The 23,405-nt window shown below is 63.7% G+C and carries 22 protein-coding genes and 1 riboswitch; of the genes, 11 read left to right on the top strand and 11 right to left on the bottom strand.

The window, feature by feature from the left end:
- Positions 1–41: 41 nt before the first annotated feature.
- From hydA to UB31_RS16875, 3 genes are read right to left on the bottom strand one after another with little or no spacing between them, the layout of a single operon-like run.
- Positions 42–1,451, bottom strand: coding sequence for a dihydropyrimidinase (gene hydA / locus UB31_RS16885; RefSeq protein ID WP_045011650.1), 1,410 nt, complete (start codon positions 1,449–1,451; stop codon positions 42–44).
- A gap of 11 nt (positions 1,452–1,462) precedes the next feature.
- Entirely contained in the window at positions 1,463–2,203 is a 741-nt protein-coding gene (locus tag UB31_RS16880; RefSeq protein WP_045011649.1) for a maleate cis-trans isomerase family protein, read from the bottom strand.
- Positions 2,200–3,336 carry an amidohydrolase family protein gene (locus UB31_RS16875; RefSeq protein WP_245305998.1) on the bottom strand — a complete coding sequence of 379 codons (1,137 nt, stop codon included), beginning with the start codon at positions 3,334–3,336 and terminating at the stop codon, positions 2,200–2,202. Before UB31_RS16875 ends, UB31_RS16880 begins: the two co-directional genes overlap by 4 nt.
- A 24-nt stretch (positions 3,337–3,360) precedes the next feature.
- Between UB31_RS16875 and UB31_RS41485 the strand changes: the two genes are divergently transcribed.
- The gene (locus UB31_RS41485) at positions 3,361–3,597 is read left to right on the top strand and encodes a hypothetical protein (protein WP_197090830.1); all 237 of its coding nucleotides are present in this window, start codon (positions 3,361–3,363) and stop codon (positions 3,595–3,597) included.
- Here the strand turns inward: UB31_RS41485 and UB31_RS16870 are convergent.
- Genes UB31_RS16870 through UB31_RS16860 form a run of 3 tightly spaced genes read right to left on the bottom strand, consistent with a single transcriptional unit; the run spans position 3,594 to position 6,209 of the window.
- The gene (locus tag UB31_RS16870; RefSeq protein ID WP_045011648.1) at positions 3,594–4,370 is read right to left on the bottom strand and encodes an ABC transporter ATP-binding protein; all 777 of its coding nucleotides are present in this window, start codon (positions 4,368–4,370) and stop codon (positions 3,594–3,596) included. The genes UB31_RS41485 and UB31_RS16870 overlap by 4 nt on opposite strands.
- Complete coding sequence (locus tag UB31_RS16865; protein ID WP_045011647.1) at positions 4,370–5,221, bottom strand: ABC transporter permease; 852 nt, start codon at positions 5,219–5,221, stop codon at positions 4,370–4,372. Before UB31_RS16865 ends, UB31_RS16870 begins: the two co-directional genes overlap by 1 nt.
- Complete coding sequence (locus UB31_RS16860) at positions 5,205–6,209, bottom strand: ABC transporter substrate-binding protein (RefSeq protein WP_045011646.1); 1,005 nt, start codon at positions 6,207–6,209, stop codon at positions 5,205–5,207. Before UB31_RS16860 ends, UB31_RS16865 begins: the two co-directional genes overlap by 17 nt.
- 198 nt (positions 6,210–6,407) lie before the next feature.
- On the opposite strand from UB31_RS16860, the gene UB31_RS16855 reads away from it, so the two are divergent.
- The 7 genes from UB31_RS16855 (at position 6,408) to UB31_RS16825 (ending at position 13,464) form a co-directional block, all read left to right on the top strand.
- Complete coding sequence (locus tag UB31_RS16855; protein WP_045007150.1) at positions 6,408–7,118, top strand: GntR family transcriptional regulator; 711 nt, start codon at positions 6,408–6,410, stop codon at positions 7,116–7,118.
- A 2-nt stretch (positions 7,119–7,120) separates the two neighbouring features.
- Entirely contained in the window at positions 7,121–7,870 is a 750-nt protein-coding gene (locus tag UB31_RS16850) for an aspartate/glutamate racemase family protein (protein WP_045011645.1), read from the top strand.
- Positions 7,871–7,975: 105 nt separating this feature from the next.
- A complete protein-coding gene (locus tag UB31_RS16845) occupies positions 7,976–9,070 on the top strand; it encodes an ABC transporter ATP-binding protein (protein WP_045011644.1) in 1,095 nt (364 codons plus the stop codon).
- Between the two features lie 44 nt (positions 9,071–9,114).
- A complete protein-coding gene (locus UB31_RS16840; RefSeq protein WP_045011643.1) occupies positions 9,115–10,161 on the top strand; it encodes an ABC transporter substrate-binding protein in 1,047 nt (348 codons plus the stop codon).
- 19 nt (positions 10,162–10,180) lie between these two features.
- Positions 10,181–11,044 carry an ABC transporter permease gene (locus UB31_RS16835; RefSeq protein ID WP_045011642.1) on the top strand — a complete coding sequence of 288 codons (864 nt, stop codon included), beginning with the start codon at positions 10,181–10,183 and terminating at the stop codon, positions 11,042–11,044.
- Positions 11,044–11,859, top strand: coding sequence for an ABC transporter permease (locus UB31_RS16830; RefSeq protein WP_045011641.1), 816 nt, complete (start codon positions 11,044–11,046; stop codon positions 11,857–11,859). Before UB31_RS16835 ends, UB31_RS16830 begins: the two co-directional genes overlap by 1 nt.
- A 351-nt stretch (positions 11,860–12,210) precedes the next feature.
- Positions 12,211–13,464: a hypothetical protein gene (locus UB31_RS16825; RefSeq protein ID WP_045011640.1), complete on the top strand. Its 1,254-nt coding sequence runs from the start codon at positions 12,211–12,213 to the stop codon at positions 13,462–13,464.
- Positions 13,465–13,647: 183 nt separating this feature from the next.
- On the opposite strand, the gene UB31_RS16820 is transcribed toward UB31_RS16825, so the two are convergent.
- A complete protein-coding gene (locus UB31_RS16820) occupies positions 13,648–14,319 on the bottom strand; it encodes a hypothetical protein (RefSeq protein WP_045006303.1) in 672 nt (223 codons plus the stop codon).
- A gap of 206 nt (positions 14,320–14,525) precedes the next feature.
- A complete protein-coding gene (locus tag UB31_RS16815; RefSeq protein ID WP_045011846.1) occupies positions 14,526–14,861 on the bottom strand; it encodes a hydroxyisourate hydrolase in 336 nt (111 codons plus the stop codon).
- A gap of 26 nt (positions 14,862–14,887) precedes the next feature.
- Between UB31_RS16815 and UB31_RS16810 the strand changes: the two genes are divergently transcribed.
- Together UB31_RS16810 and UB31_RS16805 are read left to right on the top strand one after the other, a co-directional pair.
- Positions 14,888–16,084, top strand: a complete 1,197-nt coding sequence (locus UB31_RS16810; RefSeq protein ID WP_045011639.1) for an MFS transporter — start codon at positions 14,888–14,890, stop codon at positions 16,082–16,084.
- Positions 16,065–17,432, top strand: a complete 1,368-nt coding sequence (locus UB31_RS16805; RefSeq protein WP_045011638.1) for an amidase — start codon at positions 16,065–16,067, stop codon at positions 17,430–17,432. Before UB31_RS16810 ends, UB31_RS16805 begins: the two co-directional genes overlap by 20 nt.
- A 129-nt stretch (positions 17,433–17,561) precedes the next feature.
- Here UB31_RS16805 and UB31_RS16800 read toward each other — a convergent pair whose 3' ends face one another.
- Together UB31_RS16800 and UB31_RS42200 are read right to left on the bottom strand one after the other, a co-directional pair.
- Positions 17,562–18,995 carry a PepSY domain-containing protein gene (locus UB31_RS16800; protein ID WP_045011637.1) on the bottom strand — a complete coding sequence of 478 codons (1,434 nt, stop codon included), beginning with the start codon at positions 18,993–18,995 and terminating at the stop codon, positions 17,562–17,564.
- 12 nt (positions 18,996–19,007) lie between these two features.
- Complete coding sequence (locus UB31_RS42200; protein ID WP_045011636.1) at positions 19,008–21,377, bottom strand: TonB-dependent receptor; 2,370 nt, start codon at positions 21,375–21,377, stop codon at positions 19,008–19,010.
- 116 nt (positions 21,378–21,493) lie between these two features.
- A riboswitch (cobalamin riboswitch) is annotated at positions 21,494–21,695 on the bottom strand.
- A 71-nt stretch (positions 21,696–21,766) separates the two neighbouring features.
- Between UB31_RS42200 and UB31_RS16790 the strand changes: the two genes are divergently transcribed.
- Positions 21,767–22,339 (top strand): histidine phosphatase family protein, encoded by a 573-nt coding sequence (locus UB31_RS16790; protein WP_045011635.1) that lies wholly within the window; start codon positions 21,767–21,769, stop codon positions 22,337–22,339.
- Between the two features lie 6 nt (positions 22,340–22,345).
- On the opposite strand, the gene cobT is transcribed toward UB31_RS16790, so the two are convergent.
- A complete protein-coding gene (cobT, locus tag UB31_RS16785; protein WP_045011634.1) occupies positions 22,346–23,398 on the bottom strand; it encodes a nicotinate-nucleotide--dimethylbenzimidazole phosphoribosyltransferase in 1,053 nt (350 codons plus the stop codon).
- Positions 23,399–23,405: the final 7 nt, after the last annotated feature.

The following is a 23,405-nucleotide window of genomic DNA, read 5'->3' as shown; positions in this document are numbered from 1 at the left end:
TAGCGACGCGTAACCCACCCTACGGATGCATCATATCCCCATCACACCAGGCTCGACTTGCCGCGGCTCAGGACCTCGCCGGCGCCCTTGTCGCCGACGATCTTGCCGTGCTCGTACACCACCCGGCCCCGCGCGACCGTGGTGACGGGCCAGCCGGTGACGTCAAAACCTTCCCAGGGCGTGTAGTCGGCACCGTGGTGCAGATCGGCCTGCTGAATCTTCTTCTTCAACTTCGAATCCCACAGCACGATATCGGCGTCGAAGCCGACGCCGATCGAGCCCTTGCGCGGATAGAGGCCGTAGATGCGGGCATGATTGGTCGCGGTCAGCTCGACGAATTTTTGCAAGCTGATCCGTCCCTTCGACACGCCCTCCGAGAACAGGATCGGCAGCCGCGTCTCGACCCCGGGAATTCCGTTCGGCACCCAGCGGAACGAGGTGCGGGAATTCGGCGTCAGCTTGCCCTTGGGATCGTCGTAGCGGAACGGGCAGTGGTCGGACGAGAAGGTCTGAAACACACCGGTGGTGATGCCTTCCCAGATCGCCTGCTGGCTATCGGCATCGCGCGGCGGCGGCGAGCAGACATATTTCGCGCCGCTGATGTCCATGTTCAGGCCCTTCATGTCATCGGCCGTCAGCGTGATGTATTGCGGACAGGTCTCCGCATGCACCGGCAATCCGCGCTGCTGGGCCCAGCGCACCTGCTCCATCGCCTCACGCCCGGAGACATGGACGATCATGATGGGCACGCCGACGATTTCGGCATGGCTGATGGCGCGATGCGTCGCCTCGCGCTCGACGGCCTGGGGCCGCGACACGCCGTGATAATAGGGCGCGATATGGCCTTCGCGTTCGAGCTTAGTCGTGAGGAAGCGGATGGCGTCGTAGCCCTCGCAATGAACCATCACCAGCGCCTCTTCGCGGCGCGCGACCTCGAACACTTCGAGCAGCTGCTTGTCGCTGAGCACGAGGTCGTCATAGGTCATGAACACCTTGAACGAGGTGTAGCCGTCCTTGACCAGTGCCGGCAGCTCCTGCCCGAGCACGACGGCGGTCGGGTCAGAGATGATGAGATGGAACGCCGTATCGATGTAGCACTCGCCCTCCGCAAGCTTGCGGTAGCTCTCGACACAAGCGCGCAGCGACGTGCCCTTCTCCTGAAGCGCAAAAGGCAGCACCATGGTGTTGCCGCCGGCGGCAGCAGAGCGCGTCGCCGAGGCAAAGTCGTCGGCCATCACAACGTCGGGACCGGAGGCTTGCGAGATGTGGACGTGGCTGTCGATGCCGCCCGGCAGCGCGAGCAGCCCCGTCGCGTCGATTTCGCGCGCCGCGCCCTCGAGGTGATCGGCGATGCTGACGATACGGCCGTCGCGAATGCCGATATCGGCACGAAACTCGTCGCTGGCCGTCACGATGGTGCCGCCGCGAATGGCGAGATCAAGCTGCGTCACTTATGTCTCCGTCACTTGATGACCGCTGATGTCTGGAAGATCCGGCCCCACTCCGCAAGGGCTCTGGTGTCGCCGCCGGCAAGACCAAGGGTTCGCCACAGCGTGACCGCGACCGAGTCGAGCACGGCGATATCCAATTCCCGTTCGAGCGAGGCGGCGAGCGCCGCACCATCGAGATTGGTGCAGAGGATAACGACAGCGTCGGCGCCTTCGGCCGCCACCGCGCGGATCATGTCGGCGATCGTCGCTGGCTTAACCTCGCCGAAGGAGAAATTATCGCGCAGGCCGAGGTGGCGCTCGGCATGCGGGGCGATGCCCTCCTCGGCCCAGACGTCGCCGATCCGCCGCTGCACATCGTCCGTATAGGGCGAAACGAGACCAACGCGCTTGGCGCCGAGCGCGCGGGCGGCATCGATGCAGGCGAGCGTGGACGTCGTTGCGGGTACGCCGGTGCGCTCCGTGATGGCCGCACCAAGGCTCCTGTCGCGGCCGATGCCGAGCCAGCTGGCCGAAGTGCCGTTCCAGGCAATGGCGTCGACCTTGGCGTCCGCCAGCAAATCCGCCGCCGGCAGCATTGCCGATGCGTCGAACTGGCTCAGCGCCGCGGCGTCCAGCGCAATCTCGGTGACGCGGAAGCGCGAGAAATGTGCGGTGATGCCGGCCACGCCATGCAGCATGGCGCTGGTGACGGGCTCGAGCACCGAATTGGAGGACGGCGTGATCATGCCGAGACGTTTGCGCATCACGGTCATCCCTGAGCGGCGCTTCGATGGCCTTGCGTGACGGGAGTGACATTGTGTCTGGCCCACAGCGCCTCTGCAACCTTCTGCGCTTCACGGACCAGTTCAGCACCGTCGGCGTTCAGCAAGCGTCCCTCCTCAATCACGATACGGCCATCGACGATGACAGTCCGGACATTGTTGCCGTTACCCGACCACACCAGGGCACCAAATCCATCGATAATGGGGGCAAGCGTCGGTTCGGACAGGTCGAGCAAGACCAGATCCGCTTTTTTTCCGCAGGTGATCGACCCAATCTGGTCACCCAGCCCAAGCGCTTCCGCTCCGCCCTGCGTCGCCCAGCGAATCGCCGAGCGCGCGTTCAGTCCGTCTTTCTCACCACGTATCCGCTGCATTGCGACAGCCCAACGCATCGCCTCGAACATGTCACCGGAAAACGTATCAGTGCATAACGCCATGCGGGCACCTTGGCGCTCGATGGACGCCGCCGGTGCGATCCGGCCGGTTTTGGCATTGCCGATCGGCGTATAGGCCATGGTCGCCTTCGCTGCCCCAAGAGCGGCCTCGTCGCCGGCCGTCACGTGGATGCAATGCGCCGCAATCAGGCTCTGGTTGAGCAGACCCGCAGCCTCGAGCACCTCGACCGGCGACCGGCCGCTACGGGCCTGTGTCTGGGCCACCTCGATCGGGCTCTGACAGACATGGGTGTGAACATTGCCGCCGTATCGTTGCACGAGACCGGCGACCTCACGCAGCAGATCGTCCGAGCAGGTATCCGGCGCATGCGGGGCAAAATCGCACCTGATCCGGCCATTGTCATGGCCTTGCCAGCGCTCGATCAGCGCGACGTTCTCGGCGATGCTCGCCGCACCGATCGCGGCCGAATATTCGTAGCGCTTGCGGGTAAGCGCCTCCGGATCGGCATCATGGATCCGGCCGGCGATGACCGCACGCGAGCCAAGTTCGGAATGAGCCTTGGCCAGCGCTTCCGGGTAGCGGTAAAAATCGACAATCGTCGTCGAACCCGTGCGCAACATTTCGTAGACGCCGAGCCGCGACAAGGCGGCGGCCTCGCCCTCGGTCAGCCGATGTCCCTGCGGAATTCCAGCCGTGAACATCGGCGCAAAGCCGAGATCCTCGATCATCCCGCGGGTGATCATCAGCGGCGTATGATTGTGAACGTTGACCAGGCCCGGCATCACCAGACGGTTGCGCGCATCGATGGTGCGCGCCGGCGACCAGCGTGTCGCGATCTCGTCGTCATCGCCGACGTCGACGATGCGGCCGTCTGCGACGGCCACGGCTCCGCGCGCAATGATGCGATCGGCTTCGTCCAGGGTGACGACAAGTCCGCCCTTCACCAGGAGATCACAGGTGCGCGGTGCCGCTGCGCCTTCCACGGCTAGGACGCCTGCGCGAGGCGCGTCGATTCCTCGCGAATGAGCGTGAGAATACGGCGCTTTGCATCATTGAATTCGGGGCTGGTGATGTCCCGCGGGCGCGGCATGTCGAAATTGACGGCCTCGCGAATCCGGCCCGGTCTTTTCGTCATCACCACGATCTTGTTGCCGAGCACCAGCGCCTCATCGACGCTGTGGGTGACGAACACGATGGTGCAGCGGCGCTTCTGCCAGATCGCGACCAGCTCCTCCTGCATTTCAAGCTTGGTCTGGGCGTCGAGTGCCGCAAACGGCTCGTCCATCAGGATGACGCTCGGGTTCATCAGCAGCGCGCGGGCGATCCCCACCCGCTGGTTCATGCCACCGGACAGCTCGGAGGGGTGATGATGCTCGAAGCCGCGCAAGCCCACGAGATCGATGAACTCCATGGCGCGATGGTGCCGCTCGGCCTTGCCGACGCCCTTGAGCTTGAGATGGAAGGCGACGTTGTCGATCGCCGTCAGCCACGGCATCAGAGTCGGCTGCTGGAACACCACGCCGCGGTCCGATCCCGGCCGCTCCACCTGCTTGCCGTCGACCAGCGTGCGCCCGGAGGTCGCCTGCTCGAAGCCGGCGATGATGTTGAGCAGGGTCGACTTGCCGCAGCCGGATGGGCCGAGCAGGCAGACGAAATCATTCGCCTCGATGTCGAGATTGATGTTGTCCAGCGTCAGCAAGTCGCGGCCGCGCCGCTTGTCGGAAAACACCTTGACGATGTTGCGAAGCTCGATTGCCGCCATCAGCCCGCCCTGCCCTGCACGGTGGTTGTCGCCTGCCAGCGCAGCGTGTGCGCCATGATGACTTTAAGGCCGAGGTCGGAGAGATAACCGAGCAACCCGATGGAGATCATTGCTGCGAGCACGATGTCGTAGCGCAGGAAGTAATAGGAATCCCACAAGACGTAGCCGAGCCCGCTCTTGACCGCGACCATCTCGGCCGTGACCGTCAGCATCCACGCCGATCCGACCGCGATGCGCAGGCCTGCGAAGATCGAGGGTAACGACGCCGGCAGCACGATGTCGGTCAGCATCTGCCGCTGGCTCGCGCCCATCATGGCGCCGGCGCGCACGAGATTATGGTCCACGGTCTTCACACCGTGAATGGCGTTCATCAGCACCGGAAAGAAGGCGCCGAGGAAAACGAGGAAGATCGCCGGCTTGTCGGCGATGCCGAACCAGATGATGGCGAGCGGAATCCAGGACACCGGCGGGATCGGACGCAGCATCTGGAGCGTCGGCTCCAGCGTCTTCTCGAACAGGCGCGACCAGCCAATGGCGACGCCGGCGAGGATTCCAAGCAGGCTCGCCAGCGCAAAGCCAGCGAACACGCGCAAGGCGCTGGCGAGCGCATCGCGCAGCCAATGCCCGGAATAGGTCTGCGTGGTCTCGTCGAAGCCGAACACCCAGTCGCCGAGGGCATGCAGCACCGCGCTCGGCGCCGGCAACAGGGCCGGCGGCAGGACGCCGCTGCGGGCAAAAGCCTCCCAGCCCGCGATCAGCAGCGCGGGAACGACAACGCGCTCGAGCCCCTGAAACAGCCGGGTCAGCCGAAACGCCGGCTTGGCTGGAGCTGCGTCAGTAACCGAGGTCATTCTTGGTTTTTCCCGTGGCCTGCTCCAGGAACGAATAGTCCATGTTCTTCTCCGCTTCCGCAGAGACGTCCTTCGAGATGTATTTGAGGTCGCGCATCATCGCGGCGATCGCGAGCGTCTGCGAACGATGGATCGCCGGATCCGGCGAGGCATTCTTCAGCGCCTCGGTCGCGACCGTCTTGTCGAGGCCGGTGAGCTTGTTGATGACGTCGATCCACAGGGACTTGTCGGCGATCAGCTTGTTGTCGAGCTCGACCACCGCGGTGACGATGCCCTGAACGCCGGCGCGCTGGCTTGCGATCACGTCCGAGCGGGTGACGATGAGGTTGGTCAGATTTCCTGCCGCTTGGTCGTAAGGCAGCACAAAATGCTTGCCGGCGCCTGCGAGCCTGATCTGCGAGGCAAACGGCTCGACCGAGCAGATCATGTCGACCTCGCCGCGCTGCAACGCCGCAAGATGGTCGGATGGATTGGGAATGTTGATGAACTGGATGTCCTTGTTGGGATCGACACCCTGCTTAAGGAACGCGCCGCGCATATGGATGTCCTGCGCGTTGCCCCGGGACGCCGCGACCTTCAGCGGCTGACCGTCGCTCTTCCCCTTGGCAACGATCGCCTTGAACGCCGTCCAGTCATCAGGCGGAAGGTTCAGCTTCGTGGACGACAGACATTCCGAGCCGCCGTTGATCTGGCCCGACACGGCGACGACGTCAAAACCTTTGTCGAGCGCCGTGATGTAGTGGAGGTAAGTGACCTGCGCGACGTCGATGCTCTTCGATATCAGGGCAGTGAGCACGTCATTGCCCGAGTTGAAGCCGGTCGCGTCGACCTCGACATTCTTGGCCAGCCCCGGAACCAGCGACATCGGCAGGCAGTGCGCGCATTTGGCGTAACCGAGCTTGATCTTCGCCGTCTGCGCGGAGGCGAGATCGCTTCCACCGAGTATCGCTGCCATCAATACGAGGCCCAGTCGCAAACTCGTCCGCATCGCTTACTCCGTTCCGAAGGCGCGAGATCTCGCGCGTCGCGCAAGATCATCGGTCGCTCTTCGCCGCAGCGCAATCCGGTTTTTGCATGCTGCATACAATTTGCGCGTTGTGCCATTGTTTTCAGCTAGATGCGTCGGTATTTTGGGCAAGCCAAAGAGCCCAAAACGGCTAAGATCAATTTGATAAGCGAGGCACGCGTGCAGCCAAAATCGGAAGCGCCGAAGGGACGAAAGTCGCCCAAACTCAAGCGGATGGGCCTGCATGAGCGCGCCGCCGCGCGGATGCGGACGATGATCATTCGCGGCGAGTTGCCGCCGGGATCGCAGACCCAGGAGACCAAGCTCTCGAAGTCGCTCGGCGTATCGCGCACGCCGCTGCGCGAGGCGATGAAGGTGCTCGCGGCCGAAGGATTGATCGAGCTGCGGCCGAACCGCAGCCCGCGCATTGCCGGCATCGCGGTCGAGGGCATCTCGGAATTGTTCGAGGCGCTGGCCGGGATCGAGCGGCTTGCCGCCGAACTTGCCGCGGAGCGCGCGACCGAGCGCGATCTTGCGCGCCTGCGCACGCTTCAGACCCGCATGGAGGGTCATCATCGCAACGGCAAGCTCGACGACTACTTTGCCATCAATGGCGAGATCCACAACACCATCGTCCGCATGGCCCGCAACACGCCGCTGCGGGAGGCGCACGAGACGCTGATCTCCCGCGCCGAGCGCGCGCGCTATCTGGCGCTTGGCGCCGACCGCCGCTGGAGCAATTCGGTCGACGAGCATGCCGATATTCTGGCCGCCCTCGAAGCCCGCGACGGCGAAGCCGCCGGACGCCTGCTCGGCGCCCATGTCTGGCGCACCGGCACCGCCCTGCTCGAAGTCCTCGCCACCTCTCAAGCCAAGCAGACGGCGGCATAACGATGAAGCTCCTCCTGCTCAACCCGAACACCAGCACCGAAGTCACCCGGCTGATGATGGGCGTCGGGCAGCAGGCCGCTTCCCCCGGCACCGAGCTGATCCCCTGCACCGCATCCCGCGGCGTGCCCTACATTTCGACGCGCACCGAGGCGCAGATCGGCGGCGCCATCGCGCTGGAGATGCTGGCCGAGCAGCATCGCAATGTCGACGCCGCGATCATCGCGGCGTTCGGCGATCCCGGCCTGTTCGCCGCGCGCGAAACCTTCGACATCCCCGTGGTCGGCATGGCGGAAGCCGCGATGCTGACGGCCTGCATGGCCGGGCGCCGCTTCGCTATCGTCACCTTCGCCCAGGCGTTGGGGCCCTGGTACGAAGAGTGCGTCCGCGCCCACGGGCTGTGGGAGCGCTGCGCCGGTATCCGCATGCTCGATACGCCGTTCCAGGCGATCTCCGAGGTCGGAACCGAGAAGGAGGACGTGCTCGTCGCTCTCGCGCAGCGCGCGATCGTCGAGAACGAGGCCGATGTTTTGATTTTTGCGGGCGCGCCACTCTCAGGCCTTGCCGAGCGCGTCGCCGACCGGATCCCCGTCCCCGTCGTCGATCAGGTCATCGCCTCCGTGAAGCAGGCCGAGGCGCTGGTGGCGCTACGCCTGCGCAAGGCGACGGCGGGCACGTTCCGCCGGCCCGCCGCCAAGCCGACCATCGGTCTTGCCGGGGCGCTCGCCGCCCGGCTCGAGCATCGCGATAGCTGAGCGGAGCGGCGGCGATGGACGATCTTCAATCCATCTTCGATCGCGCAGCCGCCGAACCAGGGCACGAGACTTGCTTTCTGCTTAGGGAGAACGGGAGGCAACACCATGGCTGATGCGCAAAGCGGCCGATCGCTCGTCGTCGATGCCGTCACCCATCGCTATCCGAGCGGTGCGCTGGCGGTCCAAAACATCAATCTCGACATCAAGGGCGGCGAGATCATTGCCCTGCTCGGCCCCTCCGGCTGCGGCAAGACGACGCTGCTGCGGATCATCGCCGGCTTCATCGCGCAGACGCAGGGGCGGATCATCATCGGCGACGACATCGTCGATGCGCTGCCGCCGAACCGCCGCGCCGTCGGCATCGTGTTCCAGAATTACGCGCTGTTTCCGCATCTTTCGATCAGTGAGAATGTCGGCTATGGCCTCGCCGCGCGCGGCGTCAACAAGGCCACGCGCCAGCGCGAGGCGCAGCGCCTGCTGGAGCTGGTGCAGCTGCCGGCGATGGCGGAGCGGCTGCCGCGGCAGCTCTCCGGCGGCCAGCAGCAGCGCGTCGCGCTCGCGCGTGCGCTCGCGATCAAGCCGTCGATCCTGCTGCTCGATGAGCCCTTCGCCGCGCTGGACAAGAATTTGCGGCTCGACATGCAGATCGAGGTCAAGCGGCTTCAACGCGTCTCCGGCATCACGACGCTGATCGTGACGCACGACCAGGAAGAGGCGCTGTCGATGGCCGACCGCGTCGCCGTGCTCAGTCACGGCAAGCTCGAACAGTTCGGCTCGCCCTCCGACGTTTACGATCGGCCCCAGACGCTGTTCGTGAACACGTTTGTCGGCTCCAGCAACCGCATGCCCGGAATAGTGGTGTCGGCGGATCGCACTGCTGCGAAAGTGCGCCTCGATGCCGGCGCGGAGATCATCGCACGGCCCGCGGGCGGCGCTCTCACCGAAGGTGGCCGCGTCACCGTCTGCATCCGACCAGAGCATCTGCAATTCGTCGGCGACGAGACCGGTTTTGCCGGCGTGGTCGGCATGTCGCTGCCGCTGGGTGCGACCGTCGTGCACGAGATCAAGACCGCAGATGGCTCCGGCGTGAAAATCTCCCAGGCGCGCATCGGCGAGACGCACGCGCTGGAGAACGGCGCGGCGGTACGGCTCGCGCCGCTCGCCCCATCGCTCGCCAACGCTTTTCCCGCAACGTTTTAGATCCAGTCCAGAACGCTTTAGATCCAGTCCACAGGGAGTTCGACATGATCCTCAACCGCCGAAGCCTGATGACGACCGCACTCACACTCGGCGCCATGAAGGCGTTTCCGGGCTTAAGCTACGCCCAGGCCCGTCCGCTGGTGTTTGCGACCTTCACCGGAAGCTGGGAGGAAGCGCACAAGGCCGTGCTGGTGCCGGCGTTCCGCAAGGCGAATGCGGATGCGGCGATCGTGCTCGACCCCATGCTCTCGGTCGACCAGATCGCGAAGGTGAATGCGGCAAAGGCCAATCCGCCGATCGACGTCATGCTGCACGATCCCGGCCCGGCGCTGGTCGCAATCGGCCAGGATCTCGCCGAGCCCTATCCGGTCGAGAAGAGCGCCTATTACAAGGACCTGATCGCCGAGGCGCAGGAACCGATGGGCCCCGCTCCGTTCTTCCAGGTTGTCGGCCTCACCTACAATCCGGAAGCGATCAAGACGCCGCCCACCTCCTGGGCTGATCTGTGGAAGCCCGAGTTCAAGGGCCGCGTCGGCATCACCAACCTCAACTCGACGCTCGGCACCGGCTGGCTGGTCGAGATTGCCAAGATGCGCGGCGGCTCTGAAGCCAATATCGATCCCGCCTTCAAGGCGATCGAGGAGCTCAAGCCCAATCTCGCTGCCGTGGCGGCCAACCCCGGCGCGCTCGCAACCCTGTTCCAGCAGGGCCAGATCGACATCTCGCCCGGCAATTTCAACGCCATCCAGATCCTGAAGGCGCGCGGCGTGCCGGTCGAGTTCGTGGCGCCGAAAGAAGGCGCGATCGCCTTCAAGACCACGATCCACATCGTCAAGAATTCGCCCAACCGCGAGCTCGCGTTCAAGCTGATCGAGGCGTCACTGACGCCCGAAGTGCAGACCACGCTGATGAACCCGCCCTATTTGATCGTGCCGACCAATTCCAAGGTGACGATGGGCGGCGAGATCGCGCGCGTGCTCGCCAAGGACACCGCCGAGCTGAAGCAGAAATTCGTGTTCCAGGACTGGAAGAAGATCAACGAGCAGCGCTCGGCCTGGATCGAGCGCTTCAACCGCGAGATCAAGATCTAGACGCTCGAAGGATTTGGCAATGGGCGCAGCACCGGCCTCACGTGACGTGACGTCCTACGGGATGGGATTGGCAGCGCCGCTGGCGCTGTTCTTCCTGGTGTTCTTCGTCGCGCCGCTGCTGCAATTGCTCTGGCTCTCGCTGCACAACGACACGGCCGCGCTGCATTGGGGGCTCGGCCAGTACCTGCACTTCCTCACTGACCCCTTCAGCCTCAGTGTGCTCGGCTCGACGCTGCTGTTAGGCGCCGAGGTGACGGCCGTCTGCCTCGTGCTCGGCTTTCCCATCGCGTGGCTCTATCAGCGGGTCGGGCCGCGGCTTCAGACCATCATCATCCTGATCGTGCTGCTGCCCCTTCTGACCAGCGTCGTGGTCCGCACCTTCGCCTGGATTGTCATCCTCGGACGCCAGGGCATCATCAACGCGACGCTGCAATCGCTCGGCATCATCGATACGCCATTAAAGCTGCTCTACACCCAGTTCGGCGTGGTGATTGCGCTGGCGCAGGTGCAGATGCCCTTGATGACGCTGCCGCTGATCACCGCGCTCGGCCGGATCGATCCCAATCTCGACGATGCCTCCTGCTCTCTCGGCGCCGGCAGCTGGCGCAGCTTCTTCAAGATCACCCTGCCGCTGTCGCTGCCCGGCGTCATCGCCGGATGCACGCTGACCTATGCGGCCGCGATCACCGCCTTCATCACCCAGTCGCTGATCGGCGGCGGGCAGATGCTGTTCATGCCGATGTATCTCTATCAGCAGGCCTCCACACTCCAGAACTGGCCGTTTGCCTCGGCGATCTCGATCATCTTCCTGCTCGCCGTGCTCGCGGTCGTCTCCGTCTTCACCACGCTCGGCCGCATGTCGCGCGGCTACGGAGGGGCGTGATGAGCGGGCGCAAGCGCACCCTTGAAGCAATCAGCTTCGAATTCGTCATGACGGTGATCGCGATCATCGCGCTGATCATCATCATCGCGCCGTCGCTGGTGGTGCTGATCGTCTCCTTCACCAGCGGCTTCTCGCTGAGATTCCCGCCGCCAGGCTATTCGCTGCGCTGGTACGCCGAACTCTGGGACGCCTGGCAGTTGCACTTTGCCGCGAAGAACAGCCTCATCGTGGCGCTGTGGGCGACGGGTCTGTCCGTTGTGCTCGGCGTCGCGGCGGCGCTGGCGATCTCGCGGTCGCGGACGCTGTCGGCGCGGCTGCTCGATTCCCTCTTCATGTCGCCGCTGGTGCTGCCGGCGCTGGCCTTCGGCCTTGCCGCGCTGATGCTGTTTTCACTGGTCGGCCTGCCGGTATCGCCGCTGACGCTGGTGATCGGCCACACCGTGGTCTGCGTGCCCTATGTCATCCGCAACACGGTGGCGGCGCTGGCCCAGCTCGAACCGACGCTGCTCGAGAGCTCGGCGGTGCTGGGCGCCAGCCGCCTCTACACCTTCCGGCGCATCGTGCTGCCGCTGATCCGGCCGGGCATCATCGCGGGTGCCTTCATCGCCTTCATGTCGTCCTTCGACAACGTGCCGGTCTCACTGTTCCTGCGCGATGCCGCCACCGACATGCTGCCGATCCGGATGTGGCAGGACCTCGAAGGCAAGCTCGATGTCACGATCGCCGCACTTTCGAGCGTGCTGATCATTGCTACCGTCGTGCTGGTTGCCGTGATGGAGCGCGTCACCGGATTGTCGCGACGGCTGACCAACTGATTAGGATCCAGAAAAGTGCGAGACAGCTTTCCGGATCACGCTCAAACATTGAACTCAAGCGCATGAACAGGACGTGTACTCATTAGGCGGCCGCGTGCCCGATGTCCGCTTCTCCTCCAATTGCGGCGCAAAACGGACATGGTCGGATGTCGCCTTCGGGCCAGAAGCGGACTCACGGTCTGCGAACGGCGCTCGCTGGCCTTCAGGAAGCTTCGCGCATGACATTGGCTAACGAACGGTGAAAGCGTAGCCGCAAAACATCCAACGTCATCGATCACTTCCACAACCTCTGTTTGCTATGCGATTGCAGTGCTACATCAGCCCGACCGCAATCGCCCCGTATAAGTGGATATGAAGACATTACCCAGCCTGATCTTCGGAACCGTTGTCGTTTTACTCGGCTTGGGGCTGATGCTGTTGTTTTCGCAACCTTGGCTCGTCTTCGGCGCTCTTTTCAGTTTCACGAAGTCGGTCAAGGTCACCGCACCCGGCCAGGACCGCGACTACTATTACCGATTTAAGGCCAGCTACGTGTACAAGGGGGAGCCGCTTGATTTCGACATCGTGGTCGGTTGCCGCGTCAAAATAACGACCTACAAGGATAACGATAGAACAGTCGAAGTCGGCGTCGTGCCAACGATCTTCGGGCTCAAGACAAAAGATGAGCACGGTGTGGTGGTGCACTTGCCTCAAGCCTGCAATGGCGAGACTACGCAGAACGGCAGGGTCCCCAAAACGCTGCTACCACTCGTGATCACCTATCAACGTGCCGACGAGCCTTGGTCTGGCGTCGCCTATGCATCGGAGGATTCGTACGATAGCCCGCGCTCTGAATTGAAATTCCTTGGTTCCACAATTGCCCGAGCAACGCGCGAAGAATGGGAAGCGTGGCGCGAGACCGAGGCGAAAAGGAATTTCATCACTTACGAGGTGTTGGGCATCAACCCGATAAATATGTGGAAGTTTCCTAAATGGAAGCCGGGGCTTCGTGTAATGGCCACCCAGTGCTTCGGCATTTCAAGAATGAAGCTCTCCGACGCGGCGCGCAATGTCGTGACGTCTGGCTGGCCTCCCAGCAAACCAGCCTATTGGTTTCCTGATAAGTCGACCCGAGAATCGCTTTGGAATATCGCTTATGGACCCAGCAAACCCCCGCTCATCGAAGGGAATCGGTTCCAAGATTACTTTGGCTCTCGGGGCAATAATGGATTGGCACGACGCGAACCTGGCGCAGTCATCTTCTTTAATCGCCAAGTCGAAGGCGATGTCTACCCGGCCCACACAGACCTCTCGATCAACAAGCTGGAACCTACCGGTGAACTTCCTGCCGAACTGAGCGCAAAAGAACGATTGGATTATTCCGCGGCTGAGACTAAGCCGGAACTACGCGGCTTTGCCTTTTGCGATAGTTCGATCGTCTCGATTGACGGCGCGCCACAGTGGCCTTCCAAATATCTTTATCGCAATGCGAATCGGATTGACGGCGAAGCGATCAGCGAACAACTCGCAAAGTGGGGCACCAACTACGACATCGCCTTTGAGCGCGACGAGTATATTATCTTCCTTCGAATGTACGAACTTGCGAGCAGCTTCGCAAAATTGTGAGGGAAGCCGACTAAGTTTGAGCGGTCCTACTCGCATGCCGCGTTCAGCCAAAGTCAGTTATGGGTCAATAGCGCCTGTCTGGCGCTCGACTGCAAACTTCCGGTCTCAACGAACCGACATGTAGCGCCTTAACGTGAACGGATGGGCCAGAAGGAGACAATTAACGGTGAGGAAGGAGCACCGCTACTCTTTCTGAAAAAGGTGCTCGGGCTCAATGCTATCTCCGATCCTCGAGCCTCCTCGCCAAGCTCGATACGCTATTTCCGCTGGACGTCCCGGCGACCGCCACCAGGGAAGGACCTTCTCGATGCCCCTTAAGGCCGGGTCGCTTGTTGTTTCCAGCAATGCCTGCCGAAATGCAAATCCTGACCCCAGAGTTGCGGCAGCATCAGCCGGGTCGACGCGCACTGCTGAGGATGGGTCGTTGATGTCTTTGAAGGTGGCGAGGGCCGGTATGTCGTCTGGCGGCAAGACGCCTCGTCCTTTCAGCTTGTACTCTTCGGTCCAGTCGCCTTTCTCAGCTGGCGCCAACGCGTCGCGCGTGAGTCCGAATAGACGATTCTGATCTGTGCCAATGGCACCAAAACTCAACAAAGCAACGACGTTCTTTCCATGACCGAGATCCACAAATACCGCGCGGCCTTTAAAGTCTGAGCGAATCCCTCTGGCCTCTGCAGGTCCCCAATTTCCACTCTCCCATGTACTCGTTTCAATAACACTTGAGCCAGATTTGATCCCATCAGGGGTCTGGAATTCGATTGTCAGGCGGACGCGATGCGTGTACGCGGGCTGCACCCATAAATACACCACGAATGCCATTCCTATCAGGATCGCGGCTATCCTGATCTGCTTCATCCGTTGCCTCTCGTTATTCTAAAACTCTCCTTTTTGTTGTATTTTTCTTGCAGGTCAACGTCTCGCTCCCGTGATACTCAACGTTCGATGAATGGGTGAAGGCCCGCTTTGGGTCAAAAGCGGTGGTTCTCTAAACGAGTGGAATAAGTCTGCCTTGGCTCCAAGACCCGGCATCTGCGTCTATAAGTACGCCCCCGGGCCACTCTTCAGGCACCGCGAAACAGCGAATAGCCCCAACGCGTGAATTTCAGCGGCAGGTGGAAATGCTCGTCGACGTTCTTGATGCCGAAGCGGAACGGCGTCACGGTGAGGAAGCCGTCGCGGTCCGCAAAGAACTCGCCGAGATGAAACAGGACCTCATACTCGCCCGCCGTGACGTCAGCGCCTTGCGCGACGGGATGATCGAGCACACCATTGGCGCCGAGCCTGCCGTCGGCAATGCGCGCCGAGTCGGGATCGATGCGCCAGATCTCGACGCGCAGCCCCTGCGCCGGGCGTCCGCTCGCAACATCGACCGCGTGAATGGAAATGCCGCCTGCCACCATGTTCCTCCCGTGAGCGCGCCGCCATGGTAGACGGAAACGCAGCCGCTCGGCCAGCGCCCGCGCTGCTGCCAGCCCTCGGGGCGATGACCTGGCTCCAGGCGCTGGTCGCGCTGGCCTTGTTTGCGCCCGGCGTGGTCGCGCCCCGCGCCCATATCGAGGTCTGGCAGCTCTCGATGTTCTCCTGCGCGGTGTTCGCGGTCGGTATTCCCGCCTCGTTCTGGGGCGGCGGCTTCATCGCACGCCTCGGTTCGATGCGGATCGCCAGCCTGTGTGCGGCCGCCATCGTCGCCAGCATGGCGCTGGCCTCGCTCGGATCGACCGGCGCGCTGCTGGCCGCGGGCCTCTGCCTCGGCCTCGCCTTCGGGCCCGAGACGCCGGCAAGCGCGGCCCTTCTTTCGCGCCTTGTGACCGCCGAACGCCGCGCCTTCGTCTTCTCGGTCCGCCAGACCGGCAACCAAATCGGTGCCGTCTGCGGCTCGCTGGCCTTGCCCGCGATTGCCATCGCGCTTGGGCCGGCCTGCTGCTATGCGGCGGTCGGCGCCTGCGCCGTGTTGGCGATCGGCCTGTTCGAGTGGCTGCGACCGGCCTATGCCGGCAAGGTCGTCCCGCCGCCAAAACTCGATCTGCGCGCACGGCTGGCGCTGGTCACCGCGGACCGGCGCATTGCGATGCTGACGCTGGCCTCGATGCCGTTCAGCGCGATGCAGGTCTCCCTCAACACCGTCTTCGTTACCCTCGGCACGCGCGAGCTGGGACTCAGCCACATCGAAGCCGGCATGGCTCTCGCCTGCGCACAAGGCGGCGGACTGGTCGGCCGGCTCGGCTGGGGCCTTGTCGCGATGCGCTTCAACGCCTCGCGCATGGTGCTCATCGTGATCGGCCTCGGCATGGCCTTCTGCGCCGCGCTGCTTGGCCTCGATGGCGCATCGCTCAGCCACACCGGGCAATTCGTCATCGCAGCGTTGTTCGGCCTGACAGCGTCGGGCTGGAACGGTGTCTTCATCGCCGAGATCGCACGCCTTGCTCCACAGGACAGGATTGGCGAGACCACGGGTGCGGTGCTGACCGCCTCCTATGCGGGCCTGCTCGCGGCGCCGGCGCTGGTTTCGATCCTGGATGGTGTCGCCAGCCTTGGCGCGGCCTTCTTCGCCTTGGCATGCCTCGCGCTGTGCGGCACAGTGGCGCTGATCTGGGGAAGCCATGACAAAGCCGACGCATAGCGCGTGCGAGATCGCAGCCGACGTCACCACCGGGCGGACGAGCGCCGTCGAGACCGCCAAGGCCGCTCTCGCGCGCATCGAGGCCGCCAAGGCGCTGAACGCGGTGGTCACGATCGATGCGGCACGCTCGCTTGCCGATGCCGCTGCGGTCGATGATCGCCGGCGCGCCGGGGAGACAATGCCGCTCGCAGGCGTCCCCATCGTCGTCAAGGACAACATCTGGGTTGGCGGCTGGCGCATCGCGCAAGGCTCGCGCCTGTTCGCCGATTTCATCGCACCGCGTGATGCGATTGCGATCGAGCGGCTGCGCAAAGCCGGTGCGGTCGTCGTCGGCATCGGAGCCACGTCCGAGTTCGCCAGCAAGGGCGTCACGACGTCACCGCTGTTCGGGCCGACCCGGCATCCGCTCGATCCCGAGTTGACGCCGGGCGGATCATCGGGCGGCCCGGCAGCCGCCGTTGCAGCCGGTCTGGTGCCACTCGCGATCGGCACAGATGCCGGCGGATCGAGCCGCAGGCCACCGGCTCATGTCGGCGTCGCCGGCTTCAAGCCGTCCTATGGCGCGATCCCCTACGGCCCCGGTTTTGCCGAGCCGTTCTTCGGCCTGTCGGTCATCGCACCGATCGCGGCCGATGTTGCCGATATCGCGCTAGCGTTCGAAGCGATGGCCGGCGTCGATCCGCGCGATCCGGATTCGGCCGGCATCGTTCAAGAGGCCAAAGACATCACTAGCCTGCGCATCGCTTTCTCGCCGCGCCTCGGGCTTGACGTCGCCGTCGATGATGTCGTCGCCAACGGGCTGGCTTCCGCCATCGCCCGGCTTTCTGCCGCAGGATTGCGTATCACACAGCGCGATCCCGTCTGGCCGGCCGGAGCTACGGAAGACGCCATCATGCCGCTTCAGCATGCCGGCCTCGCGGCGCTCTATGGCGACGCCTTTCGCAAGGACCCGACCGTCTTCGACCCCGATATCGCCAAGCAAATCGAGCGAGGGCTGTCCTGGTCGGGCACCGACGTTGCGGGAGCGCTCTTGGCGAGCGCCGCGATAGCCCATGCATTCGCGGCCTTCTTCAGCGATACCGATTTGTTGCTGGCGCCGACAGTGCCCTGCGTCGCCTGGCCGTTCACCCAGCTTGGGCCCGACATGATCGGCGGCCGCCCCGCCAGTCCGCGCGGGCATGCCGTGTTCACGCCCTTCGTCAATCACGCCCGCCTGCCGGCCATCTCGATTCCATGTGGGCGTGATGCGAACGGTCTTCCATTCGGTCTCCAGATCATCGCCCGGCGCGGCCAGGACGCCACGCTGCTGCGCGCGGCCCGGCAGATCGAGGCGCAGTTGCAGGCGTAGCGACGATTTCGGAATAGTAGCAATATAGCCCTGTTTTGCCCGACGGGGCAAATCGCATTGATGCCTGCGTAAGCCGTTGATTCCATTATCCACGGCTACTGTGCATGGGGTTGTTTTCGTAGTTTTATTTTAACTGGCGAAAGATAGTCGCAACCTGCGCCAGCCGATGACCACTCCGGTGATCGAGAACACCAGCCCGAGCGCGCAGAGCCCAACGATCAGGACATCGCGCAAAAGCGGATGCGCCATCAGGACCGGAAAGTCGAACGTATGCAGCGCGCTGTAAGCCCAGCGGTAGGCGCGCCGTGACGAGTCCAGCCGTTGCAACACACTTCCGTCGGCGCCGTCGATATCGAACCAGAGATCGCCGCATCTGGAGCGATAGACCGGCGCGCCAGGGAGGATGGAGTGAGCTGGATAGTCGTCGTTATCGGCAAGAACAACAGGCAGGGCGCATCCGGGCGCGAGACGCGCGACCAGGCTCTGGATCTCTTGCTTACGCAAGATTGAAGCTTGGCCATCACTCGGTCGTTCGCTCACGCCTGTCAGGGTCTGGCTGCCCAGCACGACACGGTCACGGCGATAGATCGTGCGGTTGAAGGCAAACCATTCGACTTCACGCACAGCGGACGATTTCGGCTCAAGACCGAACGACGAGGCCGTCCTCCAGTCCGGCGCAGCGCTCAACTCGCCAACTTCCCCCGTGGTCAGCTGCCCTCGCGAGAACAGCAGTCCGTGATCCATCGAGAGCCAACCGCTGACAATCCAGGTCAGCAGGAAAAACGTCACGACAAGACCGATCAGGTGATGCAGGGCATGCCAGCCTCGGTAGGGCGAGCCGAGCAGCCCTCCTCGACGCTTGATCCGCGCGAGCCCAAGCACTGCACCGAGCAAGGCCGCGATCGAGGCCAGCAACGACAATGTCCAGACCACACGATCCCACAGCTCCCAATCGCGTCTCAGGATCGTTGGATAAATCCAGTGCAGGACACTGCCGGCGAGATTCCAGCCTCGCTCGGTCAGCGTCGTATCCAGGACGACTTCGCCGGTGAGCGACGAGACATAGACCTCCGTGCCGGCGGCATCGCCAAGGGCCACCCGGAACAGGGGCCGGTGACGGTCGAAACCATTCGGCACGGTCCATTGATCGTAGTTCCTGCGCGCAACGATCGTGGCCTGTTCGGCATCGATTCCGCGGCTGCGAGCGTGGTCCCGCGCGATAGCAAGCGCAACATCGGCAGACGTGACAGTCGCGTCCCGTCCGTCCGAGGCGCGGACCGCGCGCACAAGCAGGATTCCCGACACGATGTAAACCGGCCCGTCGCTCCGCTGGATCAGGCGAACGCGCGTTGCCTCGGTGATGCCGCTGGAAGCCACCGCATCGGCGGCCCCGATGACCACCTGAGTACGATTGATCGGCGCCAACGCGGCAAAGCGTTCCGCTTCCGTCAGCGACGGAAACGGAACGAAGTGCATCACGATCCCGGTCGCGAACCACATCGCGAACAGCAGGCAGAGCACGACCCCGAGCCAGCGGTGCAGCAGGACGATCGCGTCCATCATGCGTTCAGTGCCCTACCATTTGAACGCCGCCGAGATCTCATACGTGCGCGGCGCGCCCAGCAATATCTGGTCAGGATAGAACGGATCGCCCCAGATCGCATATCGCTTATCGGTGAAGTTGCGGACCCGGAAGGTCAAGCGAGCCTGGTCGACCGCATTGAAGACCGTCTTGGGGATATCCACGAAGGCATAGACGTCCCCCACCGTGTAGGCGTTCAGCGTCACGGTGTTGGCATCGGTGTTGTAGCGATCGCCGACATGGCGGCCGACAATGCCGAGCTCCACGGGCCACGACGTCAGGAAGCGGTGTGACGCGCCAGCATTGGCGACGATGCGCGGCACGTTTGGCGGCGTATTGCCGGAGAACGAGCCGCCAACGAAGTCGTAGTCGGCATAGCGCGCATCGACATAGGCGATGTTGCCCCAGAGCCGCAGCGGCTCGATCGGGCGCACCGATGCGGCGAGCTCGACGCCCTTCGATTCCTGCCGCCCCGCGATATTGAGCGCCATGCCGCCGGCCGCCGCATAGACGTTCTTGCGCAGGATGTCGTAGGCCGAGAACGACCACTCAGCCCGGCCGTCCCACAACAGGTGCTTCACGCCCGTCTCATAGGTGCGCGAGGTCGTGAGATCCAGCGGCTGGGTCGGCGCGAGCAGGAAGATGTTGTTGGCGGAGATATCCGCGCCGGTGGCATACTGGCTGAAGAAGGTCAGACCGGGAATGGCTTCCCAGGTGTAGCCGATGCGGCCCGTGACCGGCGCCCAGGATTTGGAGAACGGGAAACTCGCGTTCTCCAGACCGTTCTGGTCGGTCGAGTTGCGATCGAGCCCGATATGCTCGACGCGCAAGCCTCCGATCAGCGAGAAAGTCCGCGTCAGCTTCAGCCGATCCTCGAACGACAGCGCCTCGTTGTCGATCCGCGCGGTCTGCTGTTTGGTCGTGAGCAGGCCGTAAAAGCCCCGGTCAGGATCGACCAGCGAGACGAAGTCTTCCGGGAAATTTGCGGCGCCCGGCCTAACAAAATCGAGATAGCTTGACGACAGCGTGGTGACCAGGCGATTGTCAAAGCCTGCGATGTTCGCATCCCAGGTCAGGTCGGTAATGTTGCCAACCAGCCGCTGGCTGTGCGCGACGTAAAAGCGGCTGCGATCAACCGTGTTCATGTGCGCGGGGTTCGTGGTGAACGCCTCGATTTCGTTGTTGAACCAGGTGCGCTCCGCGCCATAGGCATAGGCCTGGCTCTTCAACGTCAGGTCAGGCGCCAGCTTCAGCTCAAAGCCGCCGCGAAGCCAAACCTCTTGCGCCACGTTACGGTTGTCGAGGACGTTGTAGTTGGTGTTGAAGGTACGATCGTCAATCGTAATGGGTCCAAGATTCGATTTAGTGAAATCCGACGCGTAAGTACCCGAAACAATGCCGGCCGTCGCGTGCGAGCCGCTGAACGCGACCGGCACCAGCGGCGCGCCCCAATAGGCCTTGGAGCGGTCCTCGCGATATTCGATCGCACCCCAGACCTTGAGACTGTCGGAGATGCGGTGGTTGAGCTGGCCGGAGACGTCGAGCGTCTTGGTGTTGGTGTCGTCGGCAAAGCCGTTGAGCGAGGAGCGACTGACGTCGAAGCGGTAGTCGAGCCCCTCAACGTTCGTGCTGCCGCCGGAGCCGTAATGCGCGCGGAACGAGTTCAGCGAGTCATAGGAAAAGTCAGCCTCGTTCCGGATCGGCCCGGTATGCGGCTGCTTGGTAACAAAATTGATCGCGCCGCCGCTGGCGCCCTCGCCTGACATCAGCGAGGCCGGACCTTTCAAAATCTCCACGGCTTCGAGATTGGCGGTGTCCATGATCCGCGAGGTCATGTTCTGCGGGCCGATCTTGATGCCGTTGTAAAGTGTGTTGATCTGGCTGTTGGTGAAGCCGCGCATCGAGAAGGCTGACGGCTCGGCCGGGTTGTCACCGGCGGTGACGCCGACCGCGCCCTGGGCCACATCGGAAACGGTGCGGTAGCCCTGCTCGCGCATCGTTTCGGCGGAGATCACCTCGACGGTTGCGGGCGTCTCGCGCACGGTCAGGCCGAGGCGCGAGGCGCTTTCGGCCACCGCATTGGTATTGAGCGGCGTCTGCGCCGTTGCGGCCGGCACGACCGGCTTTGGCGCGACCGGTGCTGTGGCAGGCCTGTGCGCCGTGGCGCGGCGCGCGCCTTGCCCCGCACGTGCCGTCGGTTTGGGCGGCTTGCGGGACTGTTCGGGCGCCGTCACCTCGACCGGCGGCAGCGGATTGCGGGCCTGCTGCGCAATGGCAACGGGCATATCGACAGCGGCAAATGATGTGAGAGCGGCGGACGCCAGCAAAAAGCGGCGCGGTCGCGCAATACGGACGGAAGACATGGTCTTGGACCTCGGCGTGACGTCAGTGGCACGTCACAGCGAACCAAGGTCCCATCTTCGGCGTTTCAGCCCTCCGATGAAGCCAAATGTCTGTACTCCCCGACCGACATCTTCGCGTGTGACCACGGCTGACGGCAGGTCTCCTGGCTCGCGGGTCAAGACCTTGCGTCGCCTTCCCGGGACCGAAATACCCAGTGGCTCGTGACGCAAGATTCGCCGCTTACAGTTGCGGGGGCAGCCACGGCATTGGGGACAACATCCCCGCACCGTATTCCCTTTTCATCCCCTCTCGGGGAAACCGTCGCAGTCATCTAGGATTACGATCAAGACAGAGTCAATGTGCGAGTGCGGCGATATTGCCACAGCCACCAACTTCCTTGGAGATTTGCATGGAAGGCGAGACCTTCCTCTGGCTGATCCGTCATGCAGTCGTCGACGGCGTCACGGGCACGATCCACGCACCCGACGCGCCGGCTGATCTCAGTGACCGGGCGCAGCTGGAGGCCCTACAGCGGCACCTGCCGCGGGAGGCCGCGAGCTATGCGAGCCCGTGGCGGCGCACGGTCGAGACGGCGCGTGCGCTGGGGCTCGATCCGGTGCTCGTGGGCGAATTCAGCGAACAGGATTTTGGCGACTGGACCGGCCGGCGGCATGACGAGTTCGCAGCAACGTGCGGCGACGCCTATGCGCAATTCTGGAATGATCCCGCCCGCGCAAGACCGCCAGGCGGGGAAAGCTTCGAGGATCAGGTCGCGCGCGTGCGGCTGGGTCTCGCGCGCATCGGAGCCGGATCGGCAACTCTCGTCGTGCATTCCGGCACGATCCGCGCTGCGCTGTGCATCGCGCTCGACCTCACACCGCAAGCGGCCTTGCGCTTCGTGATCGATCCGCTGTCGCTGACCCGGATCGACCGGCTCGCGACCGGCTGGCGTGTCGTCTCCGTCAATCAGCGCGTGGCTTGAGCCGGGTCAGGCCGGCCGATCCGGGACGTTGGCCTGCGCGAACGTCGCCATGCCGTTGTGAAGGCTGCAAGCGAGGCGCACCAATGGCAGCGTGATCGCGGCGCCCGATCCCTCACCGAGCCTGAGATCGAGGCTGATCAGCGGCTGCACATTCAGCGCGCGAAGCACCAGCCGATGGCCCTGCTCCGCAGACTGGTGCGACGGCAGCAGGAACGGCTGGCACGACGGATTGATCCGCACCGCCGCCAATGCCGCGACCGACACGATAAAGCCATCGAGCAGCACCGGAATGCGGCGCTGCGCAGCCGCGATGATCGCACCGCAAATCGCCGCGATCTCGAGGCCACCGACCGCGCACAGGATCTTTTCGGGCGTGGCACCTGCAACCCCATGGCGCGCGATCGCAGCATCGATCACCCGCGCCTTGTGCGCTCGGCCGGCGGCATCGACACCGGTGCCGCTGCCTGCGATCTCCTCGGCGCTGACGCCGAGCAGGCCGGCTGCAATCGCTGCCGACGCCGTGGTGTTACCGATGCCCATCTCGCCGAAGATCAGGAGATCCGGTTGAACAGCTTCGGCGCGGGCGACTGCGCGCTGGCCGGCTTCGAAAGCGAATGCCAGCTCGGACAGTTCGAGCGCAGCCTCAGTGCTGAAGTCACGGGTGCCGCTGCGCGGCTTGTCGGTCACGATGCCCGCCATCTCCTCCTGCGCCAGTGTGCCGGCGTCAACCACCTCCAGGCTGGAGCCCAGCTCGCGCGCCAGCACCGAGATCGCGGCACCACCCGAGGCAAAATTCGCCATCATCGCGATTGTCACCGCTTGCGGATAGGCCGACACGCCCTGCGCGACGATACCGTGATCGCCCGCGAAGATGATGATCGGCACGCGCGCTGCGCGCGGCTGTTCGGTCGCTTGCAGGCCTGCAAGCTCGATCGCGAGCTGCTCGAGCCGGCCGAGCGCGCCGGTCGGCTTTGTCAGCTGCGCCTGCCGCGCAATCGCCGCCTCGCGATGAACCGCGGAGATATTTGGGCACTTTTGGGAAACCCATTCGGGGGGCATGCTGCCT

The organism is Bradyrhizobium sp. LTSP849 (genome assembly GCF_000938255.1).
In the GTDB taxonomy this organism is placed as follows: domain Bacteria; phylum Pseudomonadota; class Alphaproteobacteria; order Rhizobiales; family Xanthobacteraceae; genus Bradyrhizobium.
The sequence above is the reverse complement of the archived record's forward strand: the minus strand, read 5'-3'. Positions and strand labels throughout refer to the sequence as shown.